We start from the raw sequence: 15,102 nt of genomic DNA on the forward strand, positions 1-15,102 counted from the left end.
ACACTCAATTTTTATTTTAATCAGTGATGGATCATCGTGTATTTGTTAAAACGACTTCGCGTTCTTTGGGCTAATAAAACCATCAACTATAGCGTGCTCATTTTTATCGCATTGCTTGGTGTCGTCATTCCAACATGGTATTACAGCCTAAATACTTGGGTTACACCGTTGATCCTCGGTGTTATTGCGGCAGCACTTGCTGAACGTGACGATAGTTTTACAGGTCGTTTAAAGGCTATCACGTTAACGTTTCTATGCTTTGCCTTAGCTGCATTTTCAATAGAATTACTGTTTAAAACACCAATCCTCTTTGCTATTGGTCTATTTACTTCAACATTTGGTTTTATCATGCTGGGTGCAATAGGCACTCGATATGCGAGTATTGCCTTTGGCTCTTTGCTTATCGCCATCTATACCATGTTAGGCGCACATCAAAGCACCAATGTCTGGTTCCAACCTTTGCTTTTACTCTCTGGAACAGCATGGTATTACTTCCTCTCGATGATTTGGCATGTTCTATGGCCAATGCAACCCGTGCAACAAGGTCTTGCTAACGTCTTTGTAAATCTCGGGAATTACCTTGAAGCGAAAGCCGACTTGTTTCATCCAGTATCGGATTTATTGCCACAGCCTCATCGTATTAAAGAAGCCAATTTAAACTCAGCGACGGTGTCAGCACTTAACCAATGTAAAGCGGTATTTTTAACACGCTCCAGACGCGGGCACGTAGATAGCGCAAGCGATCGATTTTTGAACATCTATTTTCTCGCGCAAGACATTCACGAACGTGTCAGTTCAACTCACTATCGTTATCAAGAATTAGCCGGCCAATTTGAACGTTCTGACGTTTTGTTTCGTTTCAAACATCTATTGCAGAAACAAGCGCAAGCTTGTCAGCAGGTGGCACAGTCGATCCAGCTTGGATTACCATATAACCATGATAGTGATTCGATCATCGCACTTGATGAACTACAACTGTCGATTAACTACCTGCAAGAACAAAATAACAAAGAATGGAAAGTCTCGTTGGCTCAGCTCGGTTACTTATTCAACAACTTAGCTACAGTTGAAAAGCAATTATGTAATGTGAGCAATCCAGACACAACCAAACCTGAGGATGACATTCTTCAAGATACCGAAGCTCATACTTTGAAAACTGCATGGATTAGAATTAAGTCGAACCTGAATACCGACTCCTTATTATTCCGTCATGCTGTTCGTATGTCGCTCGCGCTTACAGCTGGATATGGCATCATTCAGGGATTAGGTATTGAAAGGGGCTATTGGATTCTGTTGACTACACTGTTTGTCTGTCAGCCCAATTTCGCCTCAACACGCCAGAAACTTAAAGCGCGTATTATCGGCACACTTGCCGGCCTTTTGATTGGCGTTCCCTTGCTCACTCTATTTCCCTCTCTGGAAAGCCAACTGGTTTTTATCGTCTTTTCCGGAGTTATGTTCTTTGCCTTCCGCATTAACAATTATAGTTATGCGACAGGCTTTATTACTGTGCTCGTTCTGTTTTGTTTCAATCAACTAGGTGAAGGGTATGCTGTTGTATTCCCACGCCTTGCTGATACTTTAACTGGTTGCGCTCTTGCGGTATTTGCCGTTTATTACATTCTTCCTGATTGGCAGTCTAAGCGTCTGCATAAAGTAATGGCGGATGCTGTTGAAGCGAATAAGCAATATTTGGGACAAATTATCGGACAATATCGAATAGGTAAGAAAGACAATTTGAGCTACCGCGTTGCAAGGCGTCAGGCGCACAACCAAGACGCAGCGTTGGCGGCGGCTGTAAGTAATATGCTGGCTGAACCTGGTAAATATCGAGCAGCAACGGATGAAAGTTTCCGTTTTCTAACCTTAAATCATGCTTTGTTAAGCTACACCTCGGCATTAGGCGCACACCGCACTCGTATAGACGATGAAACTGTTCATCAGTTGGTTTTAGAGTCACACAGAGTTATTCATCAACATCTAGATGCCCTGTACAACCAACTGTATAACCATTGCACAGAAACAGAAGCAATCAACATCGACGATTCAGGATTGAAAGAAAGATTAAGCGAATGGCGTGAAGAGGACAGCAGTTCAGCACGTTTAGTTCTTCAGCAGCTTCATCTCATCTATAGAATGTTGCCTGAACTTCACTCGTTGGCTTCAAAATTCGCGGTACGCGTCCCATCGACTAGCAAACAGCAATAATTAAGCTCCTATAATATTGGTGTCATCAATGATGGTGGCACCAATATCGTATTTTTACATTGCTCAACATATAACCTGACAATACTCGGACATAAGCACCTACACGAATACTAACATTAACGTCAGTCTTATCTTACGACGTAAGGTTTAGTGTTTATGAGTCACAAGACATTAGTTAGAAGTGAAAATAGGTTATTGCAGGATATTAGAATGAACAGCGTTCAATTTGATAATTACAAATCACAACTTCAGCAGTTAACACCGCAACAGCTACGAGCTCTCCAAGGCGAGATTTCACAGTCTTTAGAAAGCGAACCAACCGTTGTGGTAACTTCAGAAGAATTGGAATTAATTTCAAAGCTGTTTTCGTAATTACCCCTTTAGCCAAGCATACTTGCATAATAAATAAACAAGGCATAAGCTTTTATCATTAGAAAGGATTAGCGTATGTCAATTTCAGCTCTACAATCCGGTTATCCTATTGTCCAGCAGTCATACAAAATGGCTGATGAAGCGGCAAGAGATATTCAAGAGTCAACTTCCTATAAGAATGACTTTAGGGATAACGACGCTTTGAAATTCAACGCAATAGAAAACAAAAAATCACACCAGCCTAAAAGCGACATCGAACCGATGTTCAAACTTCAGCAAGCGTCTCAATATAACCGCGTTGGAGCAAACGTTATTCAACGTGAGCAAGATATGATCGGTAGTTTGCTCGATATTCACATCTAGCTTCTCAATAAATTAAAATCTCTCTTAAACATTTCTATTAACTATTAGCGATAGCAATATCACGCTGTGACACACTTACACCCTTAATTTGAGCGTAAACCTGCATACCTTCTTTCAACTCGAGGTCATCCAATGCCCATTTGGTAATCGTCGCCCATAGAAAACAACCATCGTTTAAATCGAGCTTTACAGAAACGCTTTTCTTACTCTCGCCATATTGCTGATGATCAATACTCGCAATACGTGCGGGTAGAATGTTGCGAATTGATGTATTTTCATTTTTATCTAAGGCAATTGAAACATCGTTTGCTCTGATTTGAAGACGGACAACAGAGCCCTCTTTAGCCTCTACTTGCTGTACCCAAAAAGTTAATCCTTCAACAAAGTGCAGTTGGGTTAATCCATAATCCAGATTATGTTGAGACACCGTTGCAGAAAACAGCGTGCTTTGTTCACTGAAAGATTGCCAAGGTCTCATCACCTGCGATGACCAAACATCTTCAATTTTCCCTGCCGCTACAACAGAGCCTTCATCAACAACGACCAAGTGATCTGCCAATCTAAGAATTTCGTTCAAGCTGTGTGAGACATATAGAATCGGAACTTTTACCTTCTTTGATAACATCTCTAAAAAAGGCATCACTTCTCGCTTTCTTGGAAGATCGAGAGAAGCCAAAGGTTCATCCATTAACAATAAATCCGGCTTTGAAAGCAATGCTCGTCCTATTGCCACCCTTTGTTTTTCACCACCTGAAAGTGCGCTTGGATACCGCGACAATAGTGGCTTTAGTGACAATAAATCTACGATCGAATCAAAGTATTCAGAATCATTTTGTTTAACGCCATACTTTAGGTTACCGGAAACCGTGTAATGCGGGAAAAGCCGAGCTTCTTGAAACACATAACCAATCTTACGTTTTTCAACAGCTGTATCGATGCCTTCACTACTGTTGAACAAGTGACGACCGTTTACTGCAATAACTCCGCTTTCAGGGTTTAATAAACCACTCACCGCATTGATGATTGACGTTTTTCCTGCTCCTGAGCGCCCAAAAATAGCCGTAATACCATTAGCAGGCGCAACAAAATTGACATTCAAAGCGACGTTTTCAAGCTGCTTCTTGAAGTTAACAATAATGCCTTGATTCACTGAGTTACTCCTAAGCGTCTTCGTACTCTGCGACTTACCCACTCCGAGGTGAGTAATGACAAAAGAGCAACAGCAATTGAAATAATACAAAGACGTGCAGCTGCCATCTCTTCACCGGGGGTTTCTAAAAATGTAAACATTGCTAGTGGGATAGTCTGAGTTTCAGCAGGAATATTTGAAACGAAACTGATGGTTGCGCCAAACTCTCCCAAACTTCTTGCGAATGCAAGCATGATCCCAGTAATCACTCCAGGTAGAGTCAATGGCAAAGTAATAGTAAAAAACACTCTTAATGGTGAAGCGCCAAGTGTTTTCGCTGCTTGTTCAAGTTTTATATCAATACTTTCTATGCTTAGTCGAATAGCACGAACCATTAATGGCAGTGATACTACAACGCAAGCTAAAACAGCACCACGCCAGCTAAAACTGAATGAAATACCAAACCATTCATATAGCCAATTACCTATGATGCCTCTCCTACCCATCGAGATTAACAACAAATAGCCTATAACAACGGGAGGGAGTACCAGAGGAAGGTGAATAATACTATCTAGTGTGCTTTTGCCTATAAACTCTTTACGAGCCAGCAACCAGCCAAGTAATACTCCAATAGGGAGTAGCCACATTACTGCGAATGCGGCCACCTTCAAACTGAGTAATAGAGCTGTTAGCTCATAATCACTCAGCCAGTAATCACTCGGTAAAAAGTCACTGAGCAAATTTTTCGCTTCCCATATCAGTACGGAATCCGTATTTATTTAGTATATTTTTAGCTTCTTCAGATTGCACAAATCCCACCAAATCTTTGCTATTTAATTTGTCGTTAAGTTGTACCAATGGATAATGAATTGTGCCGTGTAACGAAGGTTCAAAGGTTGTCAATATCGTCACTTTATCAGTTAGTAATGCATCGGTTTTATACACAATTCCCAATACAGACTCACCTCGTTCAACTAACGCAAGCGCATTACGAACATTATTTGTTTGAGCCAATTTCGCTTTAACACTATCCCACACGCCTAAGTTAGTTAGAGCCTCTTTGGAATAGATACCTACCGGCACTGCATCTGTGTTTCCTACTGCGATGCGTGAGTCTTTGATTACTCCACTCCACTCATTACCATTAGCTAAGTCGAATGGTTTTATATCTGCAGTTGCAGGTTTTATAAGAACTAACTGGTTACTGGCAATTAACGACACTTTACTAACATCAACCATTTTCTTATCAATTAAGTAGCTAACCCACTTTTCGTTAGCTGAAAGAAAAACATCAGCAGGTGCGCCACTTTCAATCTGACGAGCAAGTGAAGATGAACCACCAAACACACTGACAACTTTTGCGTCATGAGTTTTTTCGTATGCTTGAACTAACTCATCGACAGCATTTGTCATTGATGATGCTGCGTAGATTGTAACGGTATCTTTAGCAATAACTGAATGACTACAAAGGAGTATTCCTAATAGCGATATAACTTTTTTCATTTTATCTAACCTTGAATGCACTTCCCCATAAGGGTTCCAAATTCACATACTCTTCTATTGCGTCCGCAATTCTATTGATTGCTTGTTCTTTTGAAGCCACATGATCATAGTCTTGTAACTTCTCAGCTCCGGCCCATTTACAAATCAAATTCGCTGCACCAAAGTCATCAAATATTCCATGCAGGTAAGTTCCAAGTAGCTGCCCGCATTCACTAACTAAACCATCTTTGTTGCCATTGTCTAAACTGATCAACGGAATATCGGCTGAATCTGCTTCTGTGATACTCACTCCGACGTGGATTTCATAACCCGTTACGCTTGCAATTTGTCCATCAAGATTGATTTGTCCCTTAACATTTGTCAGCTGCTTTTGCTTGGTAAGTGTGGTCTCCATATCTAGTAGTCCAAGACCTTTTGAACTGCCTGAGTGACCTTCTACCCCATCAGGATCATGTATCCAGTTACCTAGCATTTGATAACCGCCACAAATTCCCATTAATTTGCCGCCAAGTCTCAAGTGACGCTGTATGTCTTTGTCCCAACCTTGTGAACGCAAATAGTCCAAATCTGCTCGAGTCGATTTGCTTCCGGGCAATATAATAAGGTCAGCATTCTGCAACCTCTCTCCCTTGCCAACATAACGTAAATCAATGTCGGGATTGAGTCGTAAGGCATCAAAATCAGTGTGATTACTGATTCGCGTAAATACCGGCACAACGACTTTCAATTGTGTTTGATCAGCTATGACTTGCTGAGCAGTAATCGCGTCTTCCGCTTCTAGATCGAAGCCGTGCAGAAAAGGAAGGACACCTAGGACTGGTTTGCCCGTTTTATCTTCTAACCAATCGAGTCCTGATTGCAAAAGTGCGATATCACCACGAAAGCGATTGATAACAAATCCTTTTACTCTTGCCTGCTCAGATTCTGATAGAAGTGCCAACGTTCCGTAGAGATGGGCAAAAACACCACCTCTATCTATGTCAGCAATGATGATGACAGGTACATCTGCAGCTTCAGCGAAACCCATATTAGCAATGTCATTTTCTCTGAGATTGACCTCTGCAGGACTACCTGCGCCTTCTACTACGATGTAGTCATAATCGTTCTTTAATCGGCTAAATGAGTCTAGAACTGTATCCATCGCGACTTTCTTATAATCGTGATAGCTCTGAGCCTCCATGTTGGATATGGCCCTACCTTGCAAGATAACTTGAGCACCTGTGTCTGAATTTGGCTTAAGCAGTACCGGGTTCATGTGCACCGTCGCTCCAATACCACAAGCCTGTGCTTGCACCGCTTGCGCTCTGCCTATTTCACCACCGTCTGATGTTACTGCGCTGTTGAGTGCCATATTCTGCGGTTTAAACGGCGCAACTTTGCAACCTTGCCTTGCCAACACTCGGCATAATCCTGCCACCAATACACTTTTGCCTGCGTCAGAAGTTGTGCCTTGAACCATCAGAGTTTTAGTTTTTGAAGTCATTTTGTGTCTTGTACTACTTTTTTAAACATACTATACCCAAAGTCAACCTAATGTCCTGAATATCAGCATTAAAGAAGTAAAATAGACCAGATAAACACCGTTCAATTCTTTCATTCATGAAAATTTTTATTGGTCACCTCTTAGTTAAGATACAATGGCCTGTAATTTGCTAAGTAATCATGTATGTTTACATTTTAATTCACTCAGGACGAATACTCTTATGTTTAAAAAAGCAGGTCTTTTAAGCTTAATTGGTTGTGCTTTCGCGATACCAAACACCGCAATGGCAAATAACTTTAGCTACAATTTTTTAGAAGTCAGAACTGCAATTAGCCCTGAGTCGTTTGGTGGAGAATTTAGTACTAGCTTTACAGATAATTCTCATTTCATCCTACGTGCAGACACTCGCTTTGATCAGGACTGGGATATGGCTGGCGGTATTGGTTTTAACGGACCAGTTAACCAATTTATGGATGTCTACGGTCAAATGCTACTTCACCACGTAAATTACACCAAAGAAGAAGGCGATGATTCCGAATTCATTTATGAACTTAACGTCGGTGGCCGCGTGTGGCTGACTAATCAGCTAGAAGTTCATGCCAAAATCGGTCGCGCTGACGAAAGCGGTGTATTCATTGGCGGCGTACGTTTCCATTCTACCGATCAGCTCTCTTTAAGTGCTGAAGCACGAAATGCCGGTATTTGGGGGCCGCAAATCGCTATGGGTGTACGCTTCAATTATTAATCTAGCGTGAGATCTCTTTCTTAAAATGATGTCGTCATATTTAGTTTAGATTCGACTAAAATTCGAAGATTTTTGTAATATACTCAACCCTATACCGTATTGAATAACAATAAGACACGGCAGGGTTAAAATAAATATGTCGACATCAAGTTCCAATAACATCACTGAACTCGAAAAATACCTTCAAATTGGCATGAAACTGTCCGTCAGTTTTCAATTCGGCCCTAACGACAGCTATGACTTCACGACCTCTCTAGTCGGACACAAAACTGAACAGTACTTGATCCTCGATTTACCACATAAAGCACTAGAACTATTGTTAATGCGTAAACTATCTAATGTTCAAACGGTAGTTCGCGGCATTTGTAGTAAAGATTTCGGACATATCATAGCTTTCAAAACGTCAACATATCAGTCAATTAGACGCCCTTTTAGCCTGTTATTTATTCGCCCTCCCAAGCATTTTGCAACCAAGACGATTCGTGAACATGAACGCTTTACTATATCTCTCCCTGCCAGTATTAATACCTCCAACAGCGAGATATCAGGAATAATGGTTGATCTGTCTGTTTCTGGTTGTGGCATTTTTGTTACCGGTGAAAACGAGTTAGTTACCGACACAAAAGTGGACATTCGTTGCGAATTGATTACTTCTTTACCTAACAATTTAAGTTGTCACATTGTCAAAATCAGCAAAGAGCCTAAAGGTCATATTGTCGGAATTAAATTTGATGAAACCATTGAGATGTCAGAAAACATGCGAAAAGAAGTGCTTGAACATGCGTTTAATGCAGGTTCTATATAAATCTAACAATAAGTGTCTTTGTAGTGAATTAGGGCCTGATAGAGGCTCTCTTCTCTAATAGGTTTGACGATAACGTATTCGGCTCCTGCAGCCAAAAATGCTTGCTGAGTTGATTCCATTCCATCGGCAGTACAAGCAAATACAGGTGTACTTATCTGCATTTCATGTTTCAGCACTTTTGTCGCATCAACACCATCTAAAAACGGCAATTGATTATCCATCAAAATAATATCGTAGGTCTCAGACTTCGCTTTCTCTATTGCCTGCATACCATCTTTCACCCAATCAACATTCATTCCGTATTTTTCACAGAATGCTTTAGCGATGAATGCATTAGTATGGTTATCCTCAACTAACAATACTTTCAATGATTTATCAAACAGCGAAAAACGTTTTGATTCATCTTGAGTTGAAGCTGATGAGTTTTTACGGGATACAACTTCTAGCGGCAAAAATATTCTAAATTCTGTGCCTTTGCCAAATTCAGACTCAACCTGGATAGTGCCACCAAGCATTTCGACCAAGCTGTGCACGATTGCAAGTCCAAGCCCACTGCCACCATATTCTCGAGTCGTTGTTGGCTCTGCTTGCATGAAAGGTTCAAATATAATTTTGAGGTCGGATTCTTTAATCCCAATTCCAGTATCTTTCACCGTCACGTAAAGTTGGTCTGGGTCACCATACTGTAATGAGAGACGAACACTGATCTTGCCTTCACAAGTAAATTTCAAAGCATTGTTGATGATGTTGTACAGAATCTGATTTAAACGAACCTGATTACTATTAACGATGACTCCATCTTCGATGTCTGAAACAATCTCAAATTCAAGGTTCTTGTCTTGGCACATTGGCTTGTATATCTGCTCTATCGCAGACACGACGTTTACCAATGGAAATTCGGAATAAGCTATTCGAAATTGTCCTTGCTCAATTTTTGAAAAATCGAGAATGTCATTTAGAACGGCAAGCAAGTGTTCCCCACTACTACAAAGGACGTTAATCTGGTCTATCTGCTCAGGGCTCTTTACTGATCTTTTAAGCAATTGAGATACGCCCAATATTCCATTAAGTGGTGTTCGTAGCTCATGGCTCATCTTCGCTAAGAAATCCGCTCTAACCCGCGCAGATTCTTCAGCTTCTTTTCTTGCGATTCGACTTTGTTTTTCTGCTTCGGCAAAGCTCGTCACGTCTTGCCCTTGTGTGATGATTGATTCTATTTTGTTTTCAATGACAATTGGTGAAATGCTCCAACGGAAAACTTTCTTGTCGATTTCCGTCATTACTTCTTTTTCAATATCACCCGTAGCTGCAGTCTGAATGTCCGGCACAAGTTGTTTCTCTAACGCTCTGAACAACCTTTTACTTTCACCTTTAGTACCGATAAATTCCTTCTGCGCTGCAGGATTCATACGGATAATATAGCCATCCGTTGACCAAAGAATGATCGGCGAAAGAGAAAAGTTAAATAGATCTTCGAACTGTTTCTCTTGTTCGGCGAGACGCTGGAAGGTGTTTTCCAAAGTACGGCCAAAATGATCAAACTCATAGATAGCCGAACCTGGAAAGAAGTGTTCCTTGCCTTGGACAGCGACTTTGTGGGTGTACGACATCAATTGATCTATTTCTTGTTTGATCCTTCTGTGTAACCACCATCGAGTGACAATAGTTACTCCCAACAAAGCAATCAGTGCGAAAACAATCCAGAAATAGTAGCTATCTCTCAACTTAAGTGCATTCTGGTTACTCTGTACTGAGAATACCGAAAGATAGGTTGGGACACCTTCTACCTCTAGCATGATTTTACTGACTATATTTTTCTCGTCTAAAGCTTCTCCGGTGGCGCTGTTTATTATGTCTTGAGCGCTATAAAGTTCATTGCCGTTTAAAGTTGAAGACAAGATAGTATCATCTACAGCTAACACTAAGTTCTGGGCGTTACTGTTATCTTTGATAGTCTCGATAAGCGCGTAATTATCATTGAGTACGATCGATACGTAGAGAAAACCCAGAACCTCGCCAGTAGCAGGGTCGACAATTGAAGAGCGTCTAACTAATAAATAGGTCGGGCCTAACAGAGAAGGACTTTTAATCAAATGCCAGTTGCTGCTAATAGAAACTCTGCGGACAATCTTACCCAGCTCTTTGGTTTCAATCCCATAAAACTGAGAGTTTCCGTCATCCCAGAGCATGTCTTTCTGACTGGTGATAAAACGAATATCCGGCGTATTTGAAAGCTCAAGTTGGTCTACAGTTAAAAAATACTGGTCAAGCTCCTCCTCTTTACCACTGTGTATGGCTTGAACGAGCGTCGTATTTTTTGCACTACTGTCTTGATGGATCTGAAGAGTTGCAAGACGAAAATCAAACAGACTTTGAATTAAGCTCGAAGTCTGTTTTGAAGTCCTCATCACTTCCTGCGCAATCAATCGGCTACTGATTTGATAACTCTGAAACAACACCATGATGATCAAAGTACCAAGAGCAACCACGATCGCATGACTTATATAGGATGCGATTTTTTTCTTCTGCTTTATTGGATTGATACTTCTCACCACTGATTAACTTCCTTAGTTGTCAGAATAACGGAAAGCGCGCTGTTTTAGTTCTTCTATCAATTGTGGTGAGTCATCTTGTGTTACCACCTCTAAATCACCGGAATAAACAAGTGGTACGGGCTTGTGCTCAATGTCCCACTTGATGGCTTCAGCCATTGCGATACCCGTATCATCATTCATACGCATTACAGTAAGATTTAAATCACCTTTAGCAATAGCCTCAAGTTCCGCAGAGCCTCCTCCCCAACCGTTAATCTCGATATCTTGTCGGTTTAGCTCTTTAAGGGCTTTGGCTGCACCTAAAGCGACATCCGTCGAACAAGCATAGATAAACTTAATATCAGGGTCTTTTTCGATGATGTTCAGCGTTGCTTCATAACCACTTTGTTCGGTTGTTTTGGTATAAAACGACGACGAAAGCTTGTAACTGTTACTTTCTTCCATCACTTGAATAAAGCTATTTCCGCGAGCATCACTGATGTAACCTTCAGAGAAATACAAAACAGAATACTTGCTCTGTGCTGGTATGTGTTGCTTGTAGTACTCTGCAATTTGGTGTGCACCTAACTCATGGTCGAACCCAACATACATCATTGGCTGACGCCCTTCCCATCCTTGTACAGGTGTTGTTATGTTTTGCAGAATCAGTTTGGTATCGGAGGAATTCAACACGTGTTCAATAAATTTTCTGTGTCGTGTTGTATCTAGTGTGAAAATCAAATAGCCCGTATTGTTTTTAATTGCTTCCATTAACGACAAGCTCTGTTGTCGCATATCAACGTTTGGTCTGGTAAATACTTGGTTTAACTGATATTTAATCCCCAGCTCTTCCATTCGCTTTTCAAAAGCTTTGATATTGCGAACCCAGTAATCTGAAATTTGCTGACCAGGGTAGACAACAGAAATAGTGACAGGTTTGTCTTGTACGACGGAAATGGGAACTGGATTATTACGAACTGTTTCAGACAATGAGTTAGTGAGCTCATTTTCTACAGGATTGATACTCAGGAATTCTTTGTAATGCCAGTAGCCATCTAGAACTTGAGCCGACAATGCAGGTCCTGCACTAAATATAAAAGATAACAATAAGGCTCTTTTCATTCTATTTGCATTCTTCTTATACGCTGTAAATTCATTATTCACACATTGAGCCCTTCAGACTCCGTCTATGAAACAGTTTAAATCAAGACTAATTAAACATAGTTCATAAAGGCTCAACAGATACAACTTGGTACATCAGAGATTTCAATGGAATTGCCTTAACACACTGTAAAACCAAGCTAAACGAGTCTATTGGGATTATTAAGCATATATTTAGTAATTGATAGTACAGGTACCTAAATTTTCAATTAGGCACCTGTGTTCGGCTAACTATTGTTCAGTTTTATTAATTAAAAAGTGAAAGCGAGGTTGGTTGAAACACCGAATTGCCCATCGCCTGCATAGTTACCAGCTAAATCCAAACTAACGAGATCTCCAGGACTAATGCCAACGCCGACAGTAAATGCATCGTCTAACGTGTCTTCTATATCGATCTCGTACCCAGCTCGTAACTGAGCCCAACCCCAAGCATTACCTTCAACACCAAAACGCACATATTGAGTGTTGTCTTCATATCCCGCAAACCGCTCCTGCTTTGTTAAATCAATATCAATTGCGGCAGTAAACAGTTCCGTAACGTAGCCACCTGATACCGTAACTTGGGTATCTAGCTGGTAAGAATTGACTCCATCATAAGTTTGTAGTTCCTGTGAAAACAAATCTCGGACCGAGATGCCAGCTCTATAGTTATCTAACATCCAGACTGCACCTAAGTCTAAGTTAAATGCGTTATCGTTAGTCTCACTTTTGTCATATTCACTGAGATCAAAATTTTCTACAGTAACCACCTGTTTATAGGTACGGAGTTGCTGAATCTTGGGGGTCACACCAAACGCAAAGTCTTGACCTTGGATATTTACTGCTTTAGCGAATGAGAGGCCATATTCGCTGTAACCAAAAGCGAGAAGATCAACACTTGAATTTTCATAACGATTTCTTGCATCCGCTTCAAGATTACCGGTAGAAGCTGCGATATCCGTACGCACTAAAACTTCAGCATAACCGCGAGCAATAAAATTTAGGGATACCGCTTCTAACGGAACTGCTACAGCCATCCCGACACCAGCCGAAACACCCAAAGGTTTGTCGTCTGACAGTTGGTCGAGATAATTGTTAATTTCGTTTATGTTGTCTTGAGTTGGTGTGCCTGCTGCTTCAAAGCGATCAATACTGTCTTGTAAATCATCAATGGTAGTTAATGACTCATCAGGGTCACGAGCTGTTGCTCCGATCGCTGGCAGCAAAATCCCAAATGTGTCACTGTCTCGATAAATCGCCCCTAAAGCCGGATTGTAGAAGGGAGCGAGAAGATAGTCGGCTGTTGTAACACCTGTATTGCCCATACCATTACCACGAGCATCCGCAACCGTATTGGCTGCATTCACTGATGTTGCAACTAATCCAAACACTGCGATAGATAATGATTTCGTTGTATAGTTCATATCCATATCAACCTTTTGTATTAGTCCCTATTGAAGATTAATACACAAAGCTAATTTTGACAGGAAACGACATGATCGTTATCTCAGAACATAATGATATTTTGTAAACATGAATAAATGATAGGCGTTTATGAATGTTCAAATAAACTAATCCAAAGTGACGGATTGGCGATAAGCTGCTCTTTATTACTTTTGGAAAGGCGCTTAATCCGATATTCAAATCGAAGTGCTTCTCCTTTGCTTGAACCTATTTCCTGTGACCATACAAGTTCAAGTGGTGATTTGCCTTTAAGAGCCTTTGCACCTTTGCCTAAACAATGCTGATTAAAGCGGCGCTGAACATCCGTTGTGATGCCGCAGTACAGAGAGTTTTGTGGTGTGCGCACAAAATACACCCACCACAATTTTTCTTCGCTTTTTGAAACAGTCATTAAATGAGCTTTTCGATCATCGCTCTTAAGTCGGCGACTTCTTGGCGCAATTCAGCGACTTCAGCTTCTAGGGCATCTATTTTATCGCTTGAATAACCGCCAGCTAATGACTGTTCAACGACGTATGAATCTAAGTCAACTTCACCGGAAAACAGATGTTGATAACGCGACTCTCGTTTACCGGGTTCACGCGGCAACTTAACTACTAATGCACCCGATTCTCTCGCGGCTAAGCGTTCTAGTACCGCCTCTGTTTCTTTAACGTCGCTAAAATTGCATAGTCGGTTGGTACGAGTTCTCAGTTCTCCTGGTGTTTGTGGTCCACGAAGTAGCAAACAACAAACAATGCCCAATTCTTGTTGGTTTAGCTTTAAATCACCAAACTCCGTATTGCAGAATCTATGCTGGAACTTGCTTGCTCGGCTATTAAAGCCGCTTTCATCACTAACCAAACGACGAGAAATAAGACCGTCAACCACATCCTGAACTTCGGCATCACTCAATGACAATACTGGCTCACGATTACTTTTTTGGTTAACAGCTGCAGTCAAACTATTTAAGGTCAGTGGATAGTAGTCTGGCGTTGTCACTTCTTTCTCAATTAAGCAACCAATAACTCTGCCTTCTAAAGGACTCAATTCTATATTCATTTTAATTTTCCTTATTTGTGAAATGACTAGGCCTACAGAAACAGTTTAGTGCTCGAGAATTATCGAAAATTTCAAAATCTTGCCATTCTCGTCCATGATAACGATTTTCGAACGGTTAAGTTCAATATCAATATGCTCCATAACCTTTCGCTCCCTAAGGTAGGCTTGACGAATTTTAGCGCTATTGTGGTCTTCAACTGGTGCTGCATTAAGTTTAGAAACAACAATTTCAGAAGGCTGCATAATCATTTCAGTACGTTGAGTTTAACTGGGCACATCATATAGCTCTTGTCACGTTAAGTACAATCAAGCACG

Annotated in this window: 15 protein-coding genes; 5 read left to right on the plus strand and 10 right to left on the minus strand. The window is 40.9% G+C overall.

Translation table 11 applies throughout. The features are described from left to right. Window positions 1-36 precede the first annotated feature (36 nt). The 3 genes from yccS (at window position 37) to ACOSVQ_RS10960 (ending at window position 2,943) form a co-directional block, all read left to right on the plus strand. Window positions 37-2,208 carry a YccS family putative transporter gene (gene yccS, locus ACOSVQ_RS10950; RefSeq protein ID WP_491982601.1) on the plus strand — a complete coding sequence of 724 codons (2,172 nt, stop codon included), beginning with the start codon at window positions 37-39 and terminating at the stop codon, window positions 2,206-2,208. 210 nt (window positions 2,209-2,418) lie between these two features. Beyond that, window positions 2,419-2,580 (plus strand): hypothetical protein, encoded by a 162-nt coding sequence (locus ACOSVQ_RS10955; RefSeq protein WP_491982602.1) that lies wholly within the window; start codon window positions 2,419-2,421, stop codon window positions 2,578-2,580. Window positions 2,581-2,655: 75 nt separating this feature from the next. Continuing rightward, complete coding sequence (locus tag ACOSVQ_RS10960; RefSeq protein ID WP_491982603.1) at window positions 2,656-2,943, plus strand: hypothetical protein; 288 nt, start codon at window positions 2,656-2,658, stop codon at window positions 2,941-2,943. Between the two features lie 37 nt (window positions 2,944-2,980). On the opposite strand, the gene modC is transcribed toward ACOSVQ_RS10960, so the two are convergent. The 4 genes from modC to ACOSVQ_RS10980 are packed head-to-tail and all read right to left on the minus strand — an operon-like array spanning window position 2,981 to window position 7,058. Further along, the gene (gene modC, locus ACOSVQ_RS10965; protein WP_491982604.1) at window positions 2,981-4,093 is read right to left on the minus strand and encodes a molybdenum ABC transporter ATP-binding protein ModC; all 1,113 of its coding nucleotides are present in this window, start codon (window positions 4,091-4,093) and stop codon (window positions 2,981-2,983) included. Further along, window positions 4,090-4,779, minus strand: coding sequence for a molybdate ABC transporter permease subunit (modB, locus tag ACOSVQ_RS10970; protein WP_491982714.1), 690 nt, complete (start codon window positions 4,777-4,779; stop codon window positions 4,090-4,092). The genes modC and modB overlap by 4 nt, the downstream gene beginning before the upstream one ends. A gap of 22 nt (window positions 4,780-4,801) precedes the next feature. Beyond that, window positions 4,802-5,575 (minus strand): molybdate ABC transporter substrate-binding protein, encoded by a 774-nt coding sequence (modA, locus tag ACOSVQ_RS10975; RefSeq protein ID WP_491982605.1) that lies wholly within the window; start codon window positions 5,573-5,575, stop codon window positions 4,802-4,804. 1 nt (window position 5,576) lies between these two features. Then, window positions 5,577-7,058: a cobyric acid synthase gene (locus tag ACOSVQ_RS10980; protein ID WP_491982606.1), complete on the minus strand. Its 1,482-nt coding sequence runs from the start codon at window positions 7,056-7,058 to the stop codon at window positions 5,577-5,579. Window positions 7,059-7,278: 220 nt separating this feature from the next. Between ACOSVQ_RS10980 and ACOSVQ_RS10985 the strand changes: the two genes are divergently transcribed. Together ACOSVQ_RS10985 and ACOSVQ_RS10990 are read left to right on the plus strand one after the other, a co-directional pair. After that, on the plus strand, window positions 7,279-7,803 hold the full coding sequence (locus tag ACOSVQ_RS10985; RefSeq protein ID WP_491982607.1) for a hypothetical protein: 525 nt from the start codon (window positions 7,279-7,281) through the stop codon (window positions 7,801-7,803). A gap of 136 nt (window positions 7,804-7,939) precedes the next feature. Then, the gene (locus ACOSVQ_RS10990) at window positions 7,940-8,608 is read left to right on the plus strand and encodes a PilZ domain-containing protein (protein WP_491982608.1); all 669 of its coding nucleotides are present in this window, start codon (window positions 7,940-7,942) and stop codon (window positions 8,606-8,608) included. 2 nt (window positions 8,609-8,610) lie between these two features. On the opposite strand, the gene luxQ is transcribed toward ACOSVQ_RS10990, so the two are convergent. The 6 genes from luxQ to ACOSVQ_RS11020 form a co-directional block, all read right to left on the minus strand. Further along, window positions 8,611-11,163, minus strand: a complete 2,553-nt coding sequence (gene luxQ, locus ACOSVQ_RS10995) for a quorum-sensing autoinducer 2 sensor kinase/phosphatase LuxQ (protein ID WP_491982609.1) — start codon at window positions 11,161-11,163, stop codon at window positions 8,611-8,613. 12 nt (window positions 11,164-11,175) lie between these two features. Further along, complete coding sequence (locus ACOSVQ_RS11000; protein ID WP_491982610.1) at window positions 11,176-12,264, minus strand: autoinducer 2-binding periplasmic protein LuxP; 1,089 nt, start codon at window positions 12,262-12,264, stop codon at window positions 11,176-11,178. Between the two features lie 290 nt (window positions 12,265-12,554). Beyond that, entirely contained in the window at window positions 12,555-13,706 is a 1,152-nt protein-coding gene (locus tag ACOSVQ_RS11005) for a conjugal transfer protein TraF (RefSeq protein WP_491982611.1), read from the minus strand. Window positions 13,707-13,834: 128 nt separating this feature from the next. Further along, complete coding sequence (locus ACOSVQ_RS11010; protein ID WP_491982612.1) at window positions 13,835-14,137, minus strand: GIY-YIG nuclease family protein; 303 nt, start codon at window positions 14,135-14,137, stop codon at window positions 13,835-13,837. Further along, a complete protein-coding gene (locus ACOSVQ_RS11015) occupies window positions 14,137-14,787 on the minus strand; it encodes a YceH family protein (RefSeq protein ID WP_491982613.1) in 651 nt (216 codons plus the stop codon). Before ACOSVQ_RS11015 ends, ACOSVQ_RS11010 begins: the two co-directional genes overlap by 1 nt. Window positions 14,788-14,832: 45 nt before the next feature. Continuing rightward, window positions 14,833-15,030: a hypothetical protein gene (locus ACOSVQ_RS11020; RefSeq protein WP_491982614.1), complete on the minus strand. Its 198-nt coding sequence runs from the start codon at window positions 15,028-15,030 to the stop codon at window positions 14,833-14,835. Between the last annotated feature and the right edge of the window lie 72 nt (window positions 15,031-15,102).

The sequence above is a fragment of the Vibrio sp. HM8-C genome, assembly GCF_058630515.1.

What these genes read in the sequence shown, in the direction of transcription:
- ACOSVQ_RS10985 (WP_491982607.1), top strand. Translation starts at nt 7,279, where the DNA reads ATGTTTAAAAAAGCAGGTCTTTTAAGCTTAATTGGTTGTGCTTTCGCG.
- modA (WP_491982605.1), bottom strand. Translation starts at nt 5,575, where the DNA reads ATGAAAAAAGTTATATCGCTATTAGGAATACTCCTTTGTAGTCATTCA.
- ACOSVQ_RS11020 (WP_491982614.1), bottom strand. Translation starts at nt 15,030, where the DNA reads ATGCAGCCTTCTGAAATTGTTGTTTCTAAACTTAATGCAGCACCAGTT.
- ACOSVQ_RS11015 (WP_491982613.1), bottom strand. Translation starts at nt 14,787, where the DNA reads ATGAATATAGAATTGAGTCCTTTAGAAGGCAGAGTTATTGGTTGCTTA.
- ACOSVQ_RS10990 (WP_491982608.1), top strand. Translation starts at nt 7,940, where the DNA reads ATGTCGACATCAAGTTCCAATAACATCACTGAACTCGAAAAATACCTT.
- ACOSVQ_RS10960 (WP_491982603.1), top strand. Translation starts at nt 2,656, where the DNA reads ATGTCAATTTCAGCTCTACAATCCGGTTATCCTATTGTCCAGCAGTCA.
- ACOSVQ_RS11000 (WP_491982610.1), bottom strand. Translation starts at nt 12,264, where the DNA reads ATGAAAAGAGCCTTATTGTTATCTTTTATATTTAGTGCAGGACCTGCA.
- ACOSVQ_RS11005 (WP_491982611.1), bottom strand. Translation starts at nt 13,706, where the DNA reads ATGAACTATACAACGAAATCATTATCTATCGCAGTGTTTGGATTAGTT.
- ACOSVQ_RS10980 (WP_491982606.1), bottom strand. Translation starts at nt 7,058, where the DNA reads ATGACTTCAAAAACTAAAACTCTGATGGTTCAAGGCACAACTTCTGAC.
- ACOSVQ_RS10955 (WP_491982602.1), top strand. Translation starts at nt 2,419, where the DNA reads ATGAACAGCGTTCAATTTGATAATTACAAATCACAACTTCAGCAGTTA.
- ACOSVQ_RS11010 (WP_491982612.1), bottom strand. Translation starts at nt 14,137, where the DNA reads ATGACTGTTTCAAAAAGCGAAGAAAAATTGTGGTGGGTGTATTTTGTG.